This is a genomic window from Stutzerimonas chloritidismutans (assembly GCF_020783375.1).
Lineage (GTDB): Bacteria > Pseudomonadota > Gammaproteobacteria > Pseudomonadales > Pseudomonadaceae > Stutzerimonas > Stutzerimonas kunmingensis.
Genome location: NZ_CP086067.1, coordinates 3305055 through 3325988 on the forward strand (window position 1 = coordinate 3305055; position 20934 = coordinate 3325988).

General features: G+C 64.0%; 20 protein-coding genes. 9 read left to right on the top strand and 11 right to left on the bottom strand.

Annotated features, from left to right (window positions below):
- Positions 1-109 precede the first annotated feature (109 nt).
- Positions 110-490, top strand: a complete 381-nt coding sequence (mvaT, locus tag LLJ08_RS15375; RefSeq protein ID WP_003303488.1) for a histone-like nucleoid-structuring protein MvaT — start codon at positions 110-112, stop codon at positions 488-490.
- A gap of 137 nt (positions 491-627) precedes the next feature.
- On the opposite strand, the gene sbcB is transcribed toward mvaT, so the two are convergent.
- Positions 628-2064 carry an exodeoxyribonuclease I gene (sbcB, locus tag LLJ08_RS15380; protein ID WP_228207406.1) on the bottom strand — a complete coding sequence of 479 codons (1437 nt, stop codon included), beginning with the start codon at positions 2062-2064 and terminating at the stop codon, positions 628-630.
- 237 nt (positions 2065-2301) lie between these two features.
- Between sbcB and LLJ08_RS15385 the strand changes: the two genes are divergently transcribed.
- Genes LLJ08_RS15385 through LLJ08_RS15410 form a run of 6 tightly spaced genes read left to right on the top strand, consistent with a single transcriptional unit; the run spans position 2302 to position 9027 of the window.
- The gene (locus LLJ08_RS15385) at positions 2302-3009 is read left to right on the top strand and encodes an RDD family protein (protein ID WP_228207407.1); all 708 of its coding nucleotides are present in this window, start codon (positions 2302-2304) and stop codon (positions 3007-3009) included.
- Positions 3006-3986 (top strand): stage II sporulation protein M, encoded by a 981-nt coding sequence (locus tag LLJ08_RS15390; RefSeq protein ID WP_041014769.1) that lies wholly within the window; start codon positions 3006-3008, stop codon positions 3984-3986. The genes LLJ08_RS15385 and LLJ08_RS15390 overlap by 4 nt, the downstream gene beginning before the upstream one ends.
- On the top strand, positions 3973-5523 hold the full coding sequence (locus LLJ08_RS15395; protein ID WP_228207408.1) for a DUF4129 domain-containing protein: 1551 nt from the start codon (positions 3973-3975) through the stop codon (positions 5521-5523). The genes LLJ08_RS15390 and LLJ08_RS15395 overlap by 14 nt, the downstream gene beginning before the upstream one ends.
- Positions 5520-6692 (top strand): DUF4350 domain-containing protein, encoded by a 1173-nt coding sequence (locus tag LLJ08_RS15400; protein ID WP_042928542.1) that lies wholly within the window; start codon positions 5520-5522, stop codon positions 6690-6692. Before LLJ08_RS15395 ends, LLJ08_RS15400 begins: the two co-directional genes overlap by 4 nt.
- Complete coding sequence (locus tag LLJ08_RS15405) at positions 6689-7702, top strand: AAA family ATPase (protein WP_041014771.1); 1014 nt, start codon at positions 6689-6691, stop codon at positions 7700-7702. The genes LLJ08_RS15400 and LLJ08_RS15405 overlap by 4 nt, the downstream gene beginning before the upstream one ends.
- A complete protein-coding gene (locus LLJ08_RS15410) occupies positions 7699-9027 on the top strand; it encodes a DUF58 domain-containing protein (RefSeq protein WP_228207409.1) in 1329 nt (442 codons plus the stop codon). The genes LLJ08_RS15405 and LLJ08_RS15410 overlap by 4 nt, the downstream gene beginning before the upstream one ends.
- A 7-nt stretch (positions 9028-9034) precedes the next feature.
- Here LLJ08_RS15410 and LLJ08_RS15415 read toward each other — a convergent pair whose 3' ends face one another.
- From LLJ08_RS15415 to LLJ08_RS15425, 3 genes are read right to left on the bottom strand one after another with little or no spacing between them, the layout of a single operon-like run.
- Positions 9035-9463, bottom strand: coding sequence for a PilZ domain-containing protein (locus LLJ08_RS15415; RefSeq protein WP_014821276.1), 429 nt, complete (start codon positions 9461-9463; stop codon positions 9035-9037).
- A 47-nt stretch (positions 9464-9510) separates the two neighbouring features.
- Positions 9511-9933 (bottom strand): DUF4124 domain-containing protein, encoded by a 423-nt coding sequence (locus LLJ08_RS15420; RefSeq protein ID WP_228207410.1) that lies wholly within the window; start codon positions 9931-9933, stop codon positions 9511-9513.
- A 25-nt stretch (positions 9934-9958) separates the two neighbouring features.
- Positions 9959-10336, bottom strand: coding sequence for a tetratricopeptide repeat protein (locus LLJ08_RS15425; protein ID WP_041014774.1), 378 nt, complete (start codon positions 10334-10336; stop codon positions 9959-9961).
- 148 nt (positions 10337-10484) lie between these two features.
- Here LLJ08_RS15425 and pyk point away from each other — a divergent pair, with 148 nt between their 5' ends.
- Positions 10485-11933, top strand: a complete 1449-nt coding sequence (gene pyk / locus LLJ08_RS15430; protein WP_101274362.1) for a pyruvate kinase — start codon at positions 10485-10487, stop codon at positions 11931-11933.
- 74 nt (positions 11934-12007) lie between these two features.
- On the opposite strand, the gene LLJ08_RS15435 is transcribed toward pyk, so the two are convergent.
- Both LLJ08_RS15435 and LLJ08_RS15440 read right to left on the bottom strand, forming a co-directional pair.
- A complete protein-coding gene (locus LLJ08_RS15435; protein WP_228207411.1) occupies positions 12008-12949 on the bottom strand; it encodes an iron-sulfur-binding ferredoxin reductase in 942 nt (313 codons plus the stop codon).
- On the bottom strand, positions 12942-14072 hold the full coding sequence (locus LLJ08_RS15440; protein ID WP_046622382.1) for a GGDEF domain-containing protein: 1131 nt from the start codon (positions 14070-14072) through the stop codon (positions 12942-12944). The genes LLJ08_RS15435 and LLJ08_RS15440 overlap by 8 nt, the downstream gene beginning before the upstream one ends.
- Positions 14073-14266: 194 nt before the next feature.
- Here LLJ08_RS15440 and LLJ08_RS15445 point away from each other — a divergent pair, with 194 nt between their 5' ends.
- Positions 14267-15790 (top strand): fumarate hydratase, encoded by a 1524-nt coding sequence (locus LLJ08_RS15445; RefSeq protein WP_228207412.1) that lies wholly within the window; start codon positions 14267-14269, stop codon positions 15788-15790.
- A 54-nt stretch (positions 15791-15844) separates the two neighbouring features.
- Here the strand turns inward: LLJ08_RS15445 and LLJ08_RS15450 are convergent, their stop codons facing one another.
- From LLJ08_RS15450 to LLJ08_RS15470, 5 genes are all read right to left on the bottom strand, one after another.
- Complete coding sequence (locus LLJ08_RS15450) at positions 15845-17410, bottom strand: methyl-accepting chemotaxis protein (RefSeq protein WP_228207413.1); 1566 nt, start codon at positions 17408-17410, stop codon at positions 15845-15847.
- Between the two features lie 155 nt (positions 17411-17565).
- Complete coding sequence (locus tag LLJ08_RS15455) at positions 17566-17787, bottom strand: VF530 family protein (RefSeq protein ID WP_228207414.1); 222 nt, start codon at positions 17785-17787, stop codon at positions 17566-17568.
- Between the two features lie 89 nt (positions 17788-17876).
- Positions 17877-18458 (bottom strand): DJ-1/PfpI family protein, encoded by a 582-nt coding sequence (locus LLJ08_RS15460; protein WP_003302691.1) that lies wholly within the window; start codon positions 18456-18458, stop codon positions 17877-17879.
- Between the two features lie 52 nt (positions 18459-18510).
- Positions 18511-19668 (bottom strand): phospholipase D-like domain-containing protein, encoded by a 1158-nt coding sequence (locus LLJ08_RS15465; RefSeq protein WP_041015003.1) that lies wholly within the window; start codon positions 19666-19668, stop codon positions 18511-18513.
- A 297-nt stretch (positions 19669-19965) separates the two neighbouring features.
- Positions 19966-20874, bottom strand: a complete 909-nt coding sequence (locus tag LLJ08_RS15470) for an acyl-CoA dehydrogenase middle domain-containing protein (protein WP_042928529.1) — start codon at positions 20872-20874, stop codon at positions 19966-19968.
- Positions 20875-20934 lie beyond the last annotated feature (60 nt).

Genomic DNA, 20934 nt, shown 5'->3' on the forward strand with positions numbered 1-20934 from the left:
TATCCTTTCAAATAGTAGTGTGGCTTTTTTACAAGGCTATATTTACTTGCGGATTACGCAGGACTATGATTGCTGCCACTTGCGTTCAAACCTATCCCAAGGAAGTCATATGTCACTTATCAATGAGTATCGCGCTACTGAAGAAGCCATCAAGGAACTTCAAGAGCGCCTGAAGTCGCTGTCCGAAGACGACAAGCTGAAAAAGGAACTGGAATTCGAAGGCAAGCTGCGCGAACTCATGGGTGAATACCAGAAGTCCCTGCGCGACATCATTGCCCTGCTCGATCCGGAAGCCTCTCGCAACAGCAAGAGCCCTCGCGCTGCAAAAGCTCCCGCGACCAGCAAGCGCGCCCGCCGCGTGAAGCAATATAAAAACCCACACAGCGGTGAAGTGATTGAAACCAAAGGCGGCAATCACAAGACCCTGAAAGAATGGAAAGCCCAGTGGGGCTCCGACACCGTGGAAAGCTGGGCCACCCTTCTCGGCTAAGCGGCTACGGTTTTATAACGAACGCCGTTTCTCGACATTAATCATTGATGTCGGGAAACGGCGTTTTTATTTGTGCTGCACTCTTCCTTCCCCGCTCGATTCAGGCGTGGCGCACAAACATACGCCCTCCCCAAGAGTTAATTGCTCAAGCGGTAACGCTCACGCAACCCCTGACCGTACTCGCGCCATTGCTGCAACAGTTGCCGTTGTGCCGGCGTGGCGCCGATCATGAATTGCTCGATATCCGACTCGAACTGCACGAGGGTGTTGGGCGCGCCACATGCCCCATCACTCAGCCGCTGTTGGCAGAACTGACGCCATTGCGCTTGCTCGTCGACGGATAACGCTTCAGGAAAGTTACGCGCGCGGTAACGAAACAACAGCTCGTCGAGGCGCGCATCATCGAATCGGAATGGCTGTTTCGCCAGCTCCGCAGGTGACAGGCTACGGACCTGGTCGCACAGCCGCCGGTCGCGGTCCCCGAGAAAACCGTCATACAGCTGCTGCTCCGGATCATCAGTGCCAGCGAAGCGGTCTTCGCGATAGATGTCTTCGAGCTTGGTGCTCCAGATCTGCCGCTGCTCTCGAAGCATCGCTGCACGCTCATGGCAGACCGGCATATCCAGACCAAGGCGCTGGATGTCTTGCGTGCGCAAAACCTTGAGCGGCGCCACCACGGGACACTTGTTGACGTGCACCAGCTTCAAGGGCACCGGCAACTCGCCATCGGCGAGCCGGTCACGTCGGGTATACAGGCGCTGACGCAGCGTTTCAGCCGTTTCCTGCAAGAGCGGCTCCGGTCCGGCCTGCAGATCGCAGACGATCAGCGCATTGCGATTGCGCGGGTGCCAGCCCAGCGGCAGGACCACCGAGAGAAAATGCCGTGCAGCGGAGAAGCGGCCGGACACGTGCACCATAGGTTCCAGCAAGCGGATCTGTTCAAGCACCGCCTGTTTGCGGCGCAGGTTGTAGAGATAGTCGTACAGCCGCGGCTGCCGATCGCGAACGAGTCTGGCCAAGGCAATGGTCGCGCGCACATCGGATAGCGCGTCGTGCGCATTCAGATGTTCCAGCCCGTTGGCCACGCTCAGTCGTTCGAGTTTGAGCGTCACCCGCCCCTCCTCTTCCGGCCAGACCAGGCCTTCCGGGCGCAGAGCATAAGCGGTGCGTACCAGATCGATCAGATCCCAGCGGCTGTTGCCGCCCTGCCATTCACGAGCATAGGGATCGTAGAAGTTGCGGTACAGGCTGTAGCGCGTCACCTCGTCGTCGAACCGCAGGCTGTTGTAACCGGCGCCGCAGGTGCCAGGCATCGACAGCTGTTGATGCAGGCGATGAATGAATTCGGCCTCGCACAAGCCCTTCTGTTCGAGGGTCGCGGGGGTGATCCCAGTGACCAGGCAGGCCGCCGGATGCGGAAGGATGTCGTCGGAGGGACGGCAATAGATGTTCAGCGGCTCGCCGATTTCCTCGAGCGCCTCGTTGGTGCGGATACCCGCCACCTGCAACGGACGGTCGCGACTGGGCGAGATTCCTGTGGTTTCGAAGTCGTACCAGAAGATGCTTGAATTCACGGGAGAGTCCTTCTCGATCAGCGCGGCAGTCTATCAGCCAGGGCGGCACATCGCCGCGTGCGTCGCCCGATCTGCCCGCTCAGCATTGGGTATGCGAACGACATCCTGCAAAGGAGCAGGCACTTCGCCATAATCACACCCCTCCGGCTTGCCCTCCGCTCAGACGACTCAGGCGCATTGCCGCAGCGGCACTTGCCGCATAGCATCGACCTTTGCCTGCCTCAGACGACTTTACCCTTGCCTTCAGCTCTCGACCGACCATCGCTGCTCGACAATAGCCATCGCGTGGAGACGCCCGAAGGCATCGATCTACTCCTGCGTCCGGCCGGGCTCGTACCGCGCGCGCTGGCCTTTGCCATCGACTTGGCGATCCGTGCTGCCATCCTGCTGGCCCTCTTCATCATCCTGGGGATGCTGGGCAATTTTGGTATCGGTCTTGGGACGCTGCTGCTGTTCCTCGTGCAATGGTGGTACATGGTGCTCTTCGAAGTACTGAACCAGGGACGTACGCCTGGCAAGTACTGGCTGGGTCTGCGAGTGGTGCATGACGATGGCACGCCGGTCGGCTGGACCTCCTCGCTGACGCGCAACCTGCTGCGCTTCGTCGACATGCTGCCGTTCGGCTATTTTCTCGGCGCACTGAGCTGCCTGGGCCACCCTGCCTTCAAGCGTCTCGGCGATCTCGCCGCAGGGACGCTGGTGGTCTACCGGGAAAGACCGCAAGCGCGCCCGACGCTGCCGGAGGTGGAAGCTGCCAAACCGCCTTTTGCGTTAAGTCTCGATGAGCAACGCGCTCTTATTGCCTTCTCCGAGCGTCATGCCAGTCTTTCTGCCGAGCGGCGTCTGGAGCTGGCTTCGATCCTTGCCGAACCGCTGGCGGTTACCGGTGAGAACGCCGAGGCTGAGATCCATGGCATCGCCCGCTCACTGGTAGGCGCGCCATGAAGCAGGCCGCCTTCGAACGCCAGCATCACGCCGACTGGCATGACTTCATCAGCCAGCTGGACGCGCTGGAGCGTGGCAAGCCAAGTCCCAGCCAGGCCAGCGACTTCCCCGCCGCCTACCGCCGTCTCTGCCAACACCTGGCGCTGGCCGAATCCCGCGGCTACAGCAGCCAGCTGATCGATCAGTTGCGCCAGCTCGCCCTGCGCGGCCATCAGCAGTTCTATCGGCACCGCAGTCCATTGCTGGGGCGACTGCTCGGGTTCATCACCGGTGGCTTCGCCCGCGCGGTCCGTGAGCAATGGCGTTACGTACTGGCAGCAAGCCTGCTCTTCTACGGCAGCCTGCTCGGCATGGCCGCTTTGGTCTTCGCTTTCCCGGAGCTGGTGTTCAGCATCCTGCCGCCGGACCAGGTCACACAGATGGAACAGATGTACGACCCGGACGCCAGCCGCCTGGGTCGCTTCGCCGAGCGGGGCTCGGGCGACGATTGGCTGATGTTCGGCTATTACGTGATGAACAATATCGGCATCGCATTCCAGACGTTTGCCAGCGGGCTGCTGTTCGGCCTGGGTACGCTGTTCTTCCTGCTGTTCAATGGTCTGACGATCGGCGCCGTCGCGGGCCATCTGAGCGCCATCGGCTACCACCAGCCGTTCTGGTCGTTCGTCATCGGCCATGGCGCGTTCGAGCTGACCGCCATCACCCTTGCCGGTGCCGCGGGGCTGCAGCTCGGCGTAGCGCTGGTGGCGCCGGGGCGCCTGACCCGCGCAGAGGCGCTGCGTCAGGCCGCCAAGCGAGGCATCCAGCTGGTCTGCGGAGCCACCCTGTTCTTGCTGATCGCTGCCTTTGTCGAGGCCTACTGGTCATCCATGACCCTGACCTCGCCCATGATCAAGTACATCGTCGGCGCGCTGCTCTGGCTGATCGTTGCCGCTTACTTCGCGTTTGCCGGGAGGGCGCAGCATGCAGCTGAGTGATGCCAGCGTCTCGATCCGCCCGCGCAGTCCATGGGAGGCGCTGGACCTCGGCACCCTGCTCGCCAGGCGCCACGCGAAGCTGCTGATGACGACCTGGGCGGCCGTGACGCTGCCGTTTTTCGGCCTGATCAGTCTGCTGCTGTGGCAGCACCCAAGTCTGGCGCTGCTGCTGTTCTGGTGGCTCAAACCCCTGTACGAGCGCTTGCCGCTGCATATCCTGTCCAAAGCACTGTTCGGTGAAACACCAGACTTTCGAGAGAGCCTGCGGGCCTTCCCCGGCCTGCTGCGGCCACAGCTATTGGCCAGCCTCACCTGGCGTCGCCTGAGCACGACGCGCAGCTTCGATCTGCCAGTGCAGCAGCTCGAGGGGCTCGACGGCAAGGCACGCAAGCAACGCCTGCTCACGCTCAGTCTGCGCAGCGGCCGCGCGCCCAGCTGGCTGACCGTGGTAGGCGTGCATCTGGAAGGCGCGCTCTGGCTCGGCCTGCTCGGCGTGCTGTATTTCCTGCTGCCGGCGCAGCTGGTACAGCGCTGGAACTGGGAGGATCTGCTCGGGCTGAGCGCCGAATGGCTCTGGCTGGAACACCTGTCCAATCTGCTCTATGCGCTGGTGCTCATCGTCTGGGAGCCTATCTATGTCGCCTGTGGCTTCAGCCTCTATCTCAATCGACGCACTCATCTGGAGGCGTGGGACATAGAGCTGGCCTTCCGTCGACTGCGCCAGCGCCTGCTCAGCGCTGCACCAGCGGTGCTGCTTGCCTGTGGCCTGTTGTTCTGGCCGACAGCGCACGATGCCTGGGCAGCGGCGCCAACGGCCGACACAGCGCAACAGGGCCCGGAAAGCGAGCGTCTGCTGAATCAGCCACTGACCAGCGAGACGGCCCGCGAACGAATCGAAGCGCTGCTCGACCAACCGCCCTTTCAGCACCGGGAGACGGTCACCCGTTGGCGCTTTGGTGCGCAAGACAGCCCGCAGGAGCCCGCCGCTCTGGCGCGCCTGCTCGAACGCCTGCTGCAGGGTGGCTCGCTGTGGGAAAGCCTGGAAAGGCTGGCGCAGGCACTCGAAGTTCTACTCTGGACCGCACTGGCCTTGCTGGTCGCGCTTCTGCTGTGGCGCTACCGCGACTGGCTGCAGACTTTCGGCAGCCGCATACAGCTGCCGGCCAGGCGCCGCCAACCTGCACCCGCGCAGCTGTTCGGCCTCGACGTCGCGCCCGAAAGCCTGCCAAACGACGTTGCCAGCGAGGCCGAACGACTCTGGCAGCAGGATCCGCGCGCGTCTCTGGCACTTCTCTATCGCGGCTTGCTCAGCCGCCTGCTGCATGATTTCCAGCTGCCGCTGAAGGCGGCGCATACCGAGGGCGAGGTGCTGGCGCGCGTGCGACAGCTTCAGCGCGAACCGCTGTCGCGCTTTGCCGAGCAACTTACGCAGCATTGGCAGCACCAGGCCTACGGGCACCGGAACGCCGAAGACGTGGTCCGCGACGAACTGTGTGCCGGCTGGCGCGCGCTGTTTGCCGAGGAGTCGAGGCCATGAACCGACTCCGCCCTCGCCTGCTCGCCGCGGCCGCGGTCCTGCTGATCGGTCTGCTGGTCATCTGGTTGGCCGGCAAGCTGCAATCCTATGAAGACGTCGTCGAGCACGGCCCGACCCCGGAAGCGCGCAGCAACACTTACCTGGCCGCCGAACTGTTCCTGCGCGACCTCGGCCTGCAGGTCGTGCATCAGGAAGGCATCGCCGGACTTGAGACCCTGCCCACCTCTGGCCAGACGCTGCTCCTGCTCGGTGACCGCGGCAACCTGACCCCGCGGCAGACCGAGCGCCTGCTGGACTGGGCAAACGCCGGCGGCCATCTGGTCGTGGTTGCAGAGCGACTGTGGGATGAAGAGACCGGCAAAAGTGGCGACCTGCTGTTCGACCGGCTCAATCTGCAGCAGTACGCAGCTGACGATCTGGACGATGATGCGCAGACACCGCAGTCATCCACAGCCGAACAGCATCCGCAGCTGACCAAGCTGTATCTGGAGAATGAAAGTGCGCCGGCCTATCTGGCCTTCGATACCGACTTTCACCTCTATGATGCCGACAACCGCGCCCACGCCTGGGCCAACAGCGCAGGCGCCACGCACATGCTGCAGCTGCAGCACGGTGATGGGCTGATCACCGCGCTGACCGACAGCTGGATCTGGCAGAACCGCAACATCGACCAGTACGACCATGCCTGGCTGCTCTGGTATCTGACTCAGGACAGCGCGGTGACTCTGGTGCACCGCAGCGAACACGACGGCTTGCTCGCACAGCTGCGCCGCCATTTCCCCGAACTTCTCACCGTACTGGGTCTGCTTGTACTGCTCGCGCTCTGGCATGCCGGCCAACGCTTCGGCCCACTGCAGGCTCCGCTCAACCCGGCGCGTCGCCAGCTGCAGGAACACCTGCGTGGGTCGGCGGAGTTCCTGCTGCGCCATGGTCGCCAGCACAGTCTGCTGCAGCCGCTGCAACAGGACATCCAGCGCCGAGCGGGGCAACGTCATCCGGGCTTCGAACAGCTTCCGCCGAGTGCCCAGCTGCCACTGCTCGCCCGACTCTCCAGCCTGCCGATCGCCAGCATCGAGCTGGCCATGCGCCCACTGCCGCAGCAACGTCTGTCGGCTACCGAATTCACCCGACAGGTCGCCCACCTGCAAACCCTCAGGAACGCGCTATGAGCGAACACATCCCAGAATCCGGCAACCCTGCTCCGGCCTCCAACCCGGTGAGCCAGCGCCTGCGAGCCAGCCAGCTCGCCCAGGCGCTGCGCGACGAGCTGCACAAGGCGGTGATCGGCCAGGACGACGTCATCGATGGCGTTCTGACCGCGCTGATCGCCGGCGGCCACGTGCTCATCGAAGGCGTGCCGGGGCTGGGCAAGACACTGCTGGTACGGGCGCTGGCGCGCTGCTTCGGCGGCGAGTTCTCGCGCATCCAGTTCACCCCCGACCTGATGCCCAGCGACGTCACCGGCCATGCCGTCTACGACATGCAGAGCGAGCAGTTCAAGCTGCGCAAGGGGCCGGTGTTCACCAACCTTCTGCTGGCCGATGAAATCAACCGTGCGCCAGCCAAGACTCAGGCCGCGCTGCTCGAAGTTATGCAGGAACGCCAGGTCACCCTGGAAGGCAAGGCCCTGGCGGTTCCGCAACCTTTTCTGGTCATGGCCACGCAGAACCCCATCGAACAGGAAGGCACCTACCCACTGCCGGAAGCCGAGCTCGACCGCTTCATGCTGATGTTGCGCATGGACTACCCGCAGGCGAACGAAGAGCTGGAGTTGGTACGCCAGGTCACCCGCTCGGCACGCGCCGACATGCTCGACGTCAGCGCCTTGCGCCAGCTGGTACAGGCCCGGGATGTGCTGGCCCTGCAGAAGATTGCCAGCGAACTGCCGCTGGACGATCAGGTACTGGACTATGCCGTGCGCCTTGCCCGCACCACTCGCAGCTGGCCGGGGCTGGCGCTGGGTGCCGGCCCCCGCGCATCGATCGCGCTGGTTCGTGGTGGTCGCGCCAGAGCGCTGCTGCGCGGCGGCGAGTTCGTCACGCCTGATGACATCAAGGGTTGCGCGCTGGCGGTACTGCGTCACCGGGTGCGCCTGTCGGCAGAGCTGGACATCGAAGGACTGTCGGTGGACCAGGTGCTGCAGCAGCTACTCGATCAGGTCGCGGCGCCACGCGCATGACGCCATCCCGTCGCCTGCTCGTTGCGCTGGCCGCGCTGGTGCTCGTGGCCATTCCTCTCGGCGTTCTCGCCGCGTTCGGCGTCGAAGCCGGGCACTGGCAGTCGGCCTGGTGGGGTCTGTTGCTGGCGCTGGGTACAGTGACATCGCTCGACGCCTTCGCCCTGAGGCGACTGCCGTCGCCTGCGCTGCAACGCAGCCTGTCGGGAAATCTGCCACTGGGCCACTGGAGCAACGTGCAACTGCTGGTGCGCAACGCACATTCCCGCGCAATCGAGCTGGAGCTGTTCGACCACGTGCCTGAGGGCATGAGCTTCGAACAGCTGCCTCAACGCATGCGCCTGCAGCCCGCCGAACATTGCCAACTCGACTACCGTCTGCGCCCTACCCGCCGCGGCCAGTTCGTCTTCCAGCACTGCGATATTCGCCTGGCCAGCCCGTTGGGCCTCTGGCGCAGCAGACGCCAGCTTGAGCTTGTCAACGAAACCCGGGTGTATCCCGACTTCGCTCGGTTGCACGGAGCCAGCCTGCAGGCGATCGACGTCTGGTTGAATCGCCTCGGCGTCCGCCAGCAACCGCGCCGCGGGCTGGGGCTGGAATTTCACCAGCTACGCGAGTTCCGCGAGGGCGACACCCTGCGGCAGATCGACTGGAAAGCCACGGCGCGGGCACGCATGCCGATTGCCCGCGAATACCAGGACGAGCGCGACCAGCAGATCGTGCTGATGCTCGACTGCGGTCGGCGTATGCGCAGCCAGGACGCCGAACTCACGCACTTCGACCATGCCCTCAACGCTGCCCTGCTGCTGGCCTATGCCGCGTTGCGCCAGGGCGATGCCGTGGGCGCCTGCACCTTCGCCAGCGAACAGCCGCGTCACGTCACCCCAGCCAAGGGCCAACAGCAACTTCACGTGTTACTGAACGGACTTTACGACCTGCAGCCCACCCAGCAGCCCGCAGACTACGGCGCAGCGGTCGATCGGTTGCTGGCCCGGCAACAGCGCCAGGCACTGGTTATCGTGCTGAGCAACCTGCGCGATGAGGACGATGCCGAGCTGCACGGGGCGCTGAAGCGGCTCTCACGCAGACATCGGGTGTTGTTGGTGAGCCTGCGCGAAGAAGTTCTGGACCAGCTGCGCCTGCGGCCGGTGCAGAGCCTGGACGACGCGCTCGACTACTGCGGCGCCCAGGACTACCTGAACGCCCGTCAGGCGCTGCACAAGCGCCTGGCGGCCCATGGCATGCCGGTGCTCGACGTCCAGCCTTGCGATCTGGGGCCGGCACTTATCGGGCGTTATCTGGCGTGGAAGAAAACCGGGACGCTGTGAGCGCGGCTCACAGACCGTGGCAGCAGTCCTTGTCAGTGAATCGATCCGATGCCGGACTGGCATGATGCGCCAGAGGGATGTGCAACATCGGCTGGAAACTGAAGTAGTGATGCAGGGCAGCGATCATCTCGCGGATATCCCCGGGCGGGTCGATCAGGGAAAAGCCGGTATCGTAGCTGCCCGGCGTCACATCCTCGCTTGACCACAGACTGAACGCACTGAAATCCACCTGCCGGAGTTGACCGCTCTGGCCCGGAATCTTCAGGCGCATCTCGAAGCGAACACCAAGCATCATCGGATAGGGGCTGATCAGCATCAGCCCGCCCTCGGACAGGTTGCCGATGAAGCCCAGCGGCTTCTCGGTGAACCGATTGAATACGTTGAGGTAGTACGGCAACTGATGCCGCTGGATACGACGCTGGTTCGCCATGTTCATGTCGTCGGAGCCTTCAGCCTTAACCCTGCAATTCGAGTCCTGTCGGCTCAACTGCATTCCTGGCTGATACGCATCGCCAGGCGCTGTCGAGCCGCCTCTACTTCACTTTCACTGTAGTAGACGCGCTCTCCGGCTGCATCGTTACGAAAAAAACGTCCGCCAAGCTGCAGTCGCGACAACTGGCTGCGCAAGCCCTGGCATTCCTGATCTCGTGCAGCCCGCGCCTTGCTGGCCTGCTCCCTCGCTGCCTGCTGCTCCTGCCGCCGCGCATCGAAGAATCGTTCGCTGCGCGCCTCACGCTCACGGGTCTGGTCGTCGCGTTCGACGACCTGGGGCCGAACCTCGACCTGCTCGGCTCCGGCTGTCGGGCGCTGGCCGAAGTGAACCTGTCCGTTGGCATCGGTCCAGCGATAGATCTGCGCATCTGCCAGTGCAGGCAGCAGCATGGCGGTCATCAGCAAAGCTCGCATGATCCCTCACATGGCTTTCATGAAATCAACGTTTGGCCGGCTGAACCACCGGCGGTGCCTCGACATGATAGTGGCCCAGCTGCCTCAGCGTCTCCAGGCGCGCACGAGCGCGATAGGCGTACTCGCTGGCAGGGTATCGCTCGACGATGAAACGATAGGTTTCGCCAGCGTCGACGAACAGGCCCTGGCGCTCAAGACACTGGCCGCGCAACAGTGAAATCTCCGGCTGGACCTGGCTGCGCGGCTTGCTGCGGCGTTCTGCCTGCGACAGCGATTGCATCACCCGCTCGCAGTTGTCGGCCTCGTAGTACTGGTAAGCCGCATCCAGGTGGCGATCGAAAGCATGGCGACTGCTGCAGCCGACGGTCAGAAGACTCAGGAAAACGATGATCAGGGTGCGCATGGGTTCCTCCGTATGCCCCTGTATCGACCGAGCTGGAAAAAGCTGCAGACAGCCCCTCAGCCGGACGCAAAGAGTAGTGGTTGCCGAGCGATGACTACAACCGGCGAGCATAGTAGCCTCGGGGCCAGCCAGAAAAAGGAGCAATTGAATGATTCCGCGTCGCACCAAGATCGTCGCCACCCTGGGCCCAGCAAGCAGCTCGCCGGAGGTGTTGGAAAAGATGATCGTCGCCGGGCTGGATGTAGCCCGCCTGAATTTCTCCCACGGCAGCCCCGACGAGCATCGTGCCCGGGCCGAGCTGGTGCGTGAAATCGCCGCGCGCCACGGCCGCTTCGTCGCGCTGCTCGGAGACCTGCAGGGACCGAAGATCCGCATTGCCAAGTTCACCGACAAGCGCATTGAGCTGAAGGAAGGAGACCAGTTCCGCTTCTCCGTGACCCATCCGCGCGACGCCGGTAATCAGGAAGTGGTCGGCATCGATTACCCGGACCTGGTCAAGGATTGCGGCATCGGCGATGAGCTTCTGCTCGACGACGGCCGCGTGGTGATGCGCGTCGACAACGCCACCGCGGACGAACTGCACTGCACCGTGCTGATCGGTGGCCCGCTGTCGGACAACAAGGGCATCAACCGCCGTGGCGGCGGCCTGACGGCGCCGGCGCTGACCAACAAGGACAAGGCCGACATCAAGCTGGCCGCGGATCTCGAGCTGGACTACCTGGCAGTCTCCTTCCCGCGTGATGCCGCTGACATGGACCTGGCCCGCCGCCTGCGCGACGAAGCCGGCTCCGACGCCTGGCTGATCGCCAAGATCGAGCGGGCCGAAGCGGTCGCCGACGATGAGGCACTGGACGGCCTGATCCGCGCCAGCGACGGCGTGATGGTGGCGCGCGGCGACCTCGGGGTGGAAGTTGGCGATGCCGAGCTGGTCGGCATCCAGAAGAAGATCATTCTGCACGCACGTCGCCACAACAAGGTGGTGATCACCGCGACGCAGATGATGGAGTCGATGATCCACAGCCCGATGCCGACCCGCGCCGAGGTATCCGATGTAGCCAACGCCGTGCTGGACTACACCGATGCGGTGATGCTCTCGGCCGAAAGCGCCGCCGGCGAATACCCGATCGAAGCGATCAAGGCCATGGCCCGTGTGTGCTGCGGCGCGGAGAAGCACCCGACCAGCACCAAGTCCGGACACCGCCTCGGCCAGCAGTTCGAGCGCTGCGACGAGAGTGCGGCGTTGGCTGCGATGTACACCGCCAACCACTTCCCGGGGGTCAAGGCCATCATCGCCCTGACCGAAAGCGGCTACACACCGCTGATCATGTCGCGCATCCGGTCTTCGGTACCGATCTTCGCCTTCTCGCCGCACCGCGAAACCCAGGCACGGGTCGCACTGTTCCGCGGCGTGCAGACCATCCCGTTCGATCCGGCTGCGCTACCTGCAGAAAAGGTCAGCCAGATGGCAGTCGAGGAGCTGCTCAAGCGCAACATCGTGCAGCCCGGTGACTGGGTGATCCTGACCAAGGGCGACAGCTACCACGACAGCACAGGCGGTACCAACACGATGAAGATCCTGCGCGTCGGCGATCAGTAAGGTTGGCAGGGAATCACACGAGGCCGGCTCTTTAGCCGGCCTCGTGCTGTCTGCGAGATCGAACGGGGAGCCAACTACCGCGACTGAGTCGCGCTGACGAAAGCGTCGCTGAATATCTGTCCACGCGGCAGGCCCGCGAGAAACAGGCGCCGGGCGCAGGCGTCGACGAACGCCGAACCGCCGCAGAGCAGCGCGATGTCCCGCCGCGACGCTGGTCGTAGCATCGAAAGCACGCTGTCACGCTGTTGCGCATCGACCCATTGCAGCTCCAGGTTCTCGTGCCTGTCCGCCAACTCCTGCAACGGCCCGCGCAGGTAGTGCTCGTCGCAGCAAAAGTGCACCAGCCTGATCGTCCCGGCATGGCCCTGGCGCAGGCTCTCGCGCAACAGGCTGAACAAAGGGGCCAACCCGGTTCCCGAAGCCAGCAGCAATAAAGAGCGCTCGGACCACTCCGGCTCGTAACGCAATGCACCACCGTGCAGGTCGCCCAGCCGCAGCGTGTCGCCCGCGCGCAGCTGCCGCGCGGCATCGCAGAACGCCCCCGGCCTGGAGCAATCGAGATGAAACTCCAGCCAGGAATCGTCGCCGGGAAGGCTGGCCAGCGAATACGGCCTAGCGATGCCGGCACCGGTCCACAGCAACAGGTGCTGACCTGCACGATAGCGCAGCGGCCGCTCCGGCAGCAGACGCAGGCGCAGCACGCTGCCGCTCAGCCACTCGGCGCTTTGCAGCTGAGCGGGCAGTCCGTCGCGGCGGGGATCGAAGACTTCTACACCGAAATCCTCCTCGACACGGCACTGACAGGCCAGTCGCCAGCCGGCCGCATGCTGCTCGGGCCGCAGCAGGTCGGGTTGCAGATCGCGCGGTGCTCCGTCGACACAGCGCACCAGGCAGGCGTGGCAGCTGCCGGCGCGGCAACTGTAGGGTACGGGCAAGCCGGCAGCGATCAGGGCATCGAGCAGGTTGGTAGCGGGCGCGACCGACCAGCGCTTGCCGGCGCAATGCAACTCAGGCATCGGCGGTGACCCAGGCGGGTTCGCAACGATTGCGACCACCGCGCTTGGCTCGATAAAGCGCTTCGTCGGCACGCTGTAGCGCTGCATCCAGATCATCTCCGGCGTTCAGCAGGGTCAGGCCGATCGACAGGCTGAGATGTCCGGCTTCGATATTGGCGTCTTCCGGCTCGGCGTTGGCGAAAGCCTCCCGCAGGCGCTCACAGCACGCGGTGAACTGCTCGGCGTCGGTATTGGGCAGCAGTAGCACGAACTCCTCGCCGCCATAACGGGCCAGCACGTCGTCATCACGCAGACAGGACCGTGCCACGCTGGCAAAGGCCTGCAGCACGCGGTCTCCGGTGGCATGGCCGTGGATATCGTTGATGCGTTTGAAGTGGTCCAGATCGATGAGCGCCAGCCCCGATTGATGCCCCTTGCGCAGGCGGTTCAGGTCGCCCTCGGCGATACGCAGGAAGCGCCGCCGGTTGTATAGGCCCGTCAACTCGTCGGTCGAAGCCAGATCCTCCAGTTGACGCATCATTCCGCGCAGGGTGTCCTGATGTGCCTGCAACGCGAAACGCCGCTGGCGCATGCGCTGGCGCAAGCGATACACGTGGCCGGCGAACAGACACATCCAGATCAGCGTCACCAGCAGCACGCTGGCCTGCAGCAGGAACACATCGGTCTCGATAGGCCGCTGCAGGTAGTAATCCAGCGCAGCCATGCTGACGAAGCTGACGAAGGCCAGCGCGGCGTAGCGAATGAACACCTTCGGCGGCAGAAAGACTGCAAACATCAGCACCAGCAGATAGAGCACCAGCAGCGAGCCACGTGCGCTGCCGAGGTTGAACAGAAAGGTCGTCAGCCACAGCAGCCCCACCAGGACCTGCGGCTCAGTCAGGCTGGGATCCTTGGAACGCAGGTTGACGCCTCGGTGAAACAGCCAGAAGAACAGCAGCTGACTCACCACAATCAATGCTGACTGCGCCACGGCGCTGGCCACCGAGGCCTGATAGAAGCCCCCCGCCACCGCCACCCAGGTCAGCACCAGGCCCAGACCGTAGGTCACGGAGGCCAGTGCGAATCGCCGCGTAACCAATTGCTGCAATGTACGCAGATCGGTCTCGTCACGCATCGCACTCATAGGGATCCTTCCCGCCGTGGCAATTTGCCGCACTCTACGCTTACCGAAAACAAAATCCTAGCCAGCATTCCCATCGCTCCTGGTCCATCCGTGTACCGCGCAGCCTGACGCGTTATACTGCGCCGCATTTTTTCGCGGCGCGTCGACTGCCACCCCCGACGCGCCTCTTATCGCCCCGTATGAGGACGCGCTGCATGACCGTGATCAAGCAAGACGACCTGATTCAAAGCGTCGCTGACGCTTTGCAGTTCATTTCTTACTACCACCCCGTGGATTTCATCCAGGCGATGCACGAAGCCTACCTGCGTGAAGAATCCCCGGCTGCCCGCGACTCCATGGCGCAGATCCTGATCAACTCGCGCATGTGCGCCACCGGTCATCGCCCGATCTGTCAGGACACCGGTATCGTCACCGTGTTCGTCCGTGTCGGCATGGACGTGCGCTGGGACGGAGCGACCATGAGCCTGGACGACATGATCAATGAGGGTGTGCGCCGCGCCTACAACCTGCCGGAAAACGTCCTGCGTGCTTCGATCCTGGCCGACCCGGCAGGTTCCCGCAAGAACACTAAGGACAATACGCCAGCTGTCATTCATTACTCCATCGTCCCAGGTGACAAAGTCGAGGTGGATGTGGCCGCCAAAGGCGGTGGCTCGGAAAACAAGTCGAAGATGGCCATGCTCAACCCGTCCGACTCGATCGTCGACTGGGTACTGAAGACCGTGCCGACCATGGGCGCCGGCTGGTGCCCGCCGGGTATGCTCGGCATCGGCATCGGCGGCACCGCCGAGAAAGCCGCGGTGATGGCCAAGGAAGTGCTGATGGAATCCATCGACATCCATGAGCTGAAGGCCCGTGGCCCGCAGAACCGCATCGAAGAGCTGCGTCTTGAGCTGTTCGAGAAGGTCAACCAGCTGGGCATCGGCGCCCAGGGCCTCGGCGGCCTGACCACCGTGCTCGACGTGAAGATCATGGATTACCCGACCCACGCCGCCTCGCTGCCGGTGTGCATGATCCCCAACTGCGCCGCCACCCGCCACGCACACTTCGTGCTCGACGGCTCCGGCCCTGCCGAACTGACCCCGCCGCCGCTGGATGCCTACCCCGAGATCGTCTGGGAAGCCGGCCCGAGCGCGCGCCGCGTCAACCTCGACACCATCACCCCGGAAGAAGTGCAGAGCTGGAAGCCGGGCGAAACCGTCCTGCTCAACGGCAAGATGCTCACCGGCCGCGACGCCGCGCACAAGCGCATGGCCGACATGCTGAACAAAGGCGAAGAGCTGCCGGTCGACCTCAAGGGCCGTTTCATCTACTACGTAGGCCCCGTCGATCCAGTCGGTGACGAAGTGGTTGGCCCGGCTGGCCCGACCACCGCGACGCGCATGGACAAGTTCACCCGTCAGATTCTCGAGAGCACTGGTCTGCTGGGCATGATCGGCAAGTCCGAGCGTGGCCCGATCGCCATCGAAGCGATCAAGGACAACAAGGCCGTCTACCTGATGGCGGTTGGCGGCGCGGCTTACCTGGTCGCCCAGGCGATCAAGAAGTCCAAGGTGCTGGCCTTCGCCGAGCTGGGCATGGAAGCGATCTACGAGTTCGAAGTGAAGGACATGCCGGTCACCGTCGCCGTCGACACCAACGGCGAGTCGGTGCACATCACCGGCCCGGCGATCTGGCAGCAGAAGATCGCCGACAGCCTGGCGGTCGAGGTGCAATAAGCGACACGCCAATAAAAAGCCCGGCTCGATGCCGGGCTTTTTATTGCCCGGCAATCAGCGGTTGAAGCGTTCGACCAGTGCCCGCAGCCCGTGCGCTGCGCATTCCAGGTCGCGACCGCGCTGCATGGTCAGGTCGGCCTTGCTGACATTGCTGTCAGTCGTGACGGCAATACGGGTGACCTGACGAGCAATGTCTTCGGCCACATGCGCCTGCTCCTCGGCAGCGGCAGCCATCTGCTGGCTCATCCCGGCAATACGCCCGACCGCATCGCGAATGCCCTGCAACGCCTGCTGCGCCTCGACGACCTGGGCCAACCCCTGGGCCGCCTCCTTGTCACCCAGCTGTGCGATTGTCACGGCCTCATCCGCCTTGCTGGTGAGCGACTGGATGATGGACTGGATCTGCTGCGTCGACTCCCGCGTCTTGCTCGCCAACGCACGCACCTCGTCGGCGACCACGGCAAAGCCCCTGCCCTGCTCGCCAGCACGTGCGGCCTCGATGGCAGCATTCAGCGCCAGCAGGTTGGTCTGGTCGGCGATGCTCTGGATCATGCCGGCAGCGGATACGATCTGCTGGGTTTCGCCAGCCAGCTCGTTGACCACGTTGCCGATGTTGGTGACGGTCGCCGCCAGCATTTCCATCGCCTCGCGGGAGTTCGCTGCGACCCGATCACCGTCGTCTGCCAGCGCGTTCGCCGTCCTCGCCTCCTCTGCCGTGTGCTGGACGTGCCCGGCGACCTCGCTGATCGATGCGGTCATCTGCGTCACCGCGGTGGCCGTCATGTCCGTCTCGCCGCGCTGCTGACGCAGCTCGCTTTCGGTCTGGCTGGCCAACGAATAGGTTTCCGCCGATGCACCGGCGACCTGCACGGCCAGATCGGACAGACGAGTCAACGCCGTCCGCAACCGCGCGTCTTCACTGACCAGAGCCATCTCCAGCCGCGCCGCATTGCCATGCCGCCGGGTGTAGGTCAGGGCGACCACCGGATCGGTGAAGGCTTCGGGTACGCGCTGCAGGATGCTCAGCAACTGGCGTTCCGCAGCGAAGTGACAGCTGAGCCCGAGCACGAAGAACAGACCGAGCACGACGAGCGCTTCCACTGCCGGCGGCAGCCAGAAGATTCCACCGGCCGCCAGCACCGCGGCGCCCATCGGCATCGCCAGTGCACGCGCCCAACCCTGCGCGCGCCGGCTCAACGAAACCGCCGGCCGACCGGTACGCAGGCGCTCGTACAGCGCCGTCGCCTGGGCGACCTGCTCGGCTGTCGGCTTGACCCGCACCGACTCGAAGCCGGTCAGCTTGCCATCGTCGAAAACAGGCGTGACGTAGGCGCTGACCCAGTAGAAATCGCCGTTCTTGCAGCGGTTCTTGACCACCCCCATCCAGCTTTTGCCGGCCTTCAAGTAGCGCCACATCACCTCGAACACGGCCGGCGGCATGTCCGGGTGGCGGACCAGGTTGTGGTCGCTGCCCATCAGCTCGGCTCGTGAGTAGCCACTGATGGCGACGAATTCGTCGTTGCAATAAAGGATCTTGCCCTGGGTATCCGTCGCCGAAATCAGCCGCTGATGCGCCGGAAAGGTTCGTTCGGTGTTGCTTACCGGCCCGTTGTTTCTCATCGCCTGAACTCCCTGCCAGCGACCTGCTGAAAAAAGCGACTCATCAGTCACGACGAATCAATCTGTTACAAGAGTCGGACGGCGCAAAGCGAACTTGAGCGGGGACGGTAAGTATTTGCCGAACGGCATCGCCAGGAGTGCCGCTAGTGAGCGGACTAGCGACCGGCGCTCTGTTCTTCGATGTACAGCGCTTCGACTTTCGCCCTGCCCCAGGGCGTCTTGCGCAGGAATTTCAGGCTGGACTTGATGCTCGGCTCATTGCTGAAACAGCGGACATCGACGCGCTCGGCAAGGCCGTCCCAGCCGAAGCGAGCATGCAGCTGGACCAGGATGGCCTCCAGCGTCACGCCATGAAGGTGGTCTTTTGCTTGAGTCATGGGGCACTCACGAACACGAGGGCATAGCCTCACGGATGAAAAAACCCGCCGCGCGGTATGCGGGGCGGGCTTGGGAGACGGTCTGCATCTTACAGGCTGATGCGAGTTCCGAGCACCTCGAGGAATGCCGCCAGCCACGCCGGATGGGCGGGCCATGCCGGAGCGCTGACCAGGTTGCCATCGGTATGCGCCTGATCCACGGCAATGTCCACGTACTCGCCACCGGCCAGCTTCACCTCGGGTGCACAGGCGGGATAGGCACTGCAGGCACGCCCCTTGAGCACGCCCGCGGCGGCCAGCAGCTGGGCGCCGTGACAAACGGCGGCGATCGGCTTCCTGGCCTCATCGAACGCACGCACCAGCGCCAGCACCTGCTCGTTTAGGCGCAGATATTCCGGCGCCCGGCCACCGGGAATGACCAGGGCATCGTAGTCTTCAGCCCGCACGTCGGCGAAGTCGAAGTTCAGCGCAAAGTTGTGCCCCGGCTTCTCGCTATAGGTCTGGTCGCCCTCGAAATCGTGAATCGCGGTGCGCACGCTGTCGCCGGCCTTCTTGTCCGGGCACACGGCATGCACGCGATGGCCAACCATCTGCAGGGCCTGGAAAGGCACCATGGTTTCGTAGTCTTCGGCGTAATCACCCACCAGCATCAAAATGTTCTTCGCCGCCATTGGATCGTCCTCTTCGCGCGGGTTTGGAGCATTGCTCCGTGACGCGGCGGCTTCAGCCACCACGGTTGAAGATGTTTACCAGCAGCCGGTCCAGCCAGCCCCACATACGCTGGTAGAGGCGCAGGTGCAGCGGTCTGGCGTACCAGCTTTTAATGTCGATTTCGATACTGTCCTGAAAATCGCGCTCGAAGCATGCCTGCACCTGGGCACTCAACGCAGCATCGATGGCCTCGAGATTGGCTTCCAGATTCCAGCGCAGGTTCCAGTGATCGAAGTTGCAAGAGCCGACGCTGACCCAGTCGTCAACCAGCACCATTTTCAGGTGGGAAAAGTGTGGCTGATATTCATGGATTCGCACGCCGGCACGCAGCAGCCGTGGATAGAAACGCTGCCCTGCGTAGCGCACCGGCGGGTGATCGGTATTGCGACTGGTCAGCAGCAGGCGCACGTCCACCCCGCGACGCGCCGCCCGGATCAGTGCCCGGCGCACCTTGCCGGTAGGTAGGAAATACGGTGTCGCCAGCCAGATGCGCGTCTGCGCGCGTCGCAGGTTGCGCAACAGGCTGTGCAGTATGTCCCGGTGCTGACGCGCCGCCGCATAGGCGACGCGCCCTAGTCCCGAGCCACTGGGCAGCACTGGAATGCGCGGCGCACCGCTGGGCAGGGGCAGCTGCCAGATGCGCCGCTTCAGGCAATGCACCCACTGGGTGTCGAACAGGTCCTGCCAGTCCTGCAGCAGCGGGCCGGTCATCTCGACCATCACCTCATGCCAATGCACGTCGGGCTGATCAGGACGCCAGAATTCGTCGGTGACACCGGTGCCGCCGACGTAACCGATGCAGCCGTCAACCAGCAGCAGCTTGCGGTGGTCACGATGCAGATTGCGCAGCCTCAGGCGGAGCGAAAGCGGGTTATAGAGACGCAGCTCGACGCCGGCGGCGGTCATCCGGTCACGATTGGCCTGGCTCATCTTCAGGCAGCCGAAACCATCGAACAGGCAGCGCACCCGAACGCCGCGTGCCGCCGCACGCAGCAGCGGCTCCAGCAGGCGGTCGAGACAAGCGCCGTCCTCCACCAGATAGAGCTCGAGATCGACCCGGCGCTCGGCGCGCTCGATGGCGTCGAGCATGGGCGGAAAGAACCCCGGCCCGTCTATCAGGAGGCGGAACTGATTGTCGCTGCGCCAGGGGAACACCGCTCCAGCCAGCATCACAGAGCGGCACCCCGCGTAGAGCCAGATGACGTCAGGCACAGCGACGAAGCGGATGAGCAACGAAATGACATGAAATCCCTTTTTCCGGACGGCATCCAAGGGCTGCGGCCTCGATACCGCCCCTCTGCACTGGGGGTGCTGAACGAGCAGTTGGCTAGCTTACCCATGCGTTCGAGCAAGGCAAGGCAGCAGGTCAGACCGCCGCAGCGGAAGAGCCGCCGTGAACTACGATCCTCTATAGGCCCGACTCGCCTGGGCAGAGTTCCCAGCTGTTCGCCGGCGCGCACCCTGCCTTCAACTGCCTACTGAAGATTCGAGCCCGAGCGCGGCAAGCGCCTGTTCCAGACGGCGCGCCTGGGCATCGCGCGCCAAGCCCAGCACTGCGCGATCACGCCGCCACAATGCGCCCCGGGGCCCCTGCGAATCCGCCAGCGCCCTGTCCACCTCAGGTTGCAGCGCAGCGAACTGCTCGAGCAACGCGGCCAGCAGCAGATGAGTGGCAGGCTCATGGGCTGGCCGCCGCGCAACCTCTGCCGCAGCCGCAAGAACGCCGAGCAGACGCAGTGCCAGCGCGCGCGGCCACTGCTCAAGCAGCGCCACACCGTAGAGCCAGGCAGTCAGCGCCGCCAGCACATGTAGATCCTCGTGGCTGCGGAACGGTTTGACGTACTCGCTCCAGCCGTCACCAGGCAAGCGTTTCCCAGCAGCCTGCTCAAGGCTCAATCTGCCATGCGCGATATCCGGCACGATCGGCAGATCCGGCCCAGCCACCAGTGACACGCCGGCACCGGACGGCTCCACGACGAACAGTCCGAGGTGCGGCGACTCGCCGGCGCCCTCCTCCCGGGCTGAAACCAGCAGCCATTGCGCCGCGTCGCCCGCCGTCACGAAATCCTTGCTGCCAATGAGCTGGCCGTTCTCGCAACGCGTTGTCATGTCGGCCGGCCGCAGCTTACGCCGCTCCGTCGTGCATAACGCACCGAGCCCGGGCGGCGCATCCGGCCAGAGCGCCCGCAGGGCTGCCTGGTATCCAGAGAGAAAGGCCAGCCCCGGCGTGGTCGCCAGCCGGCCGCCGTAGACCGCTTGACTGAAGGAGTCCGTACTTCCGGCACCGTCACACACGGCCTGGTACCAGTCGCGCAGCCCTGAGGTTGCAGCAACCGGCTGCAGCGGCCCGATCAATCGTTTCCAGGGCATCTTCATCTCCAAAGGTTCTGCAATTACCGGCCACAGGCTCGCGCCGTCATCCAACCATCATCCGAA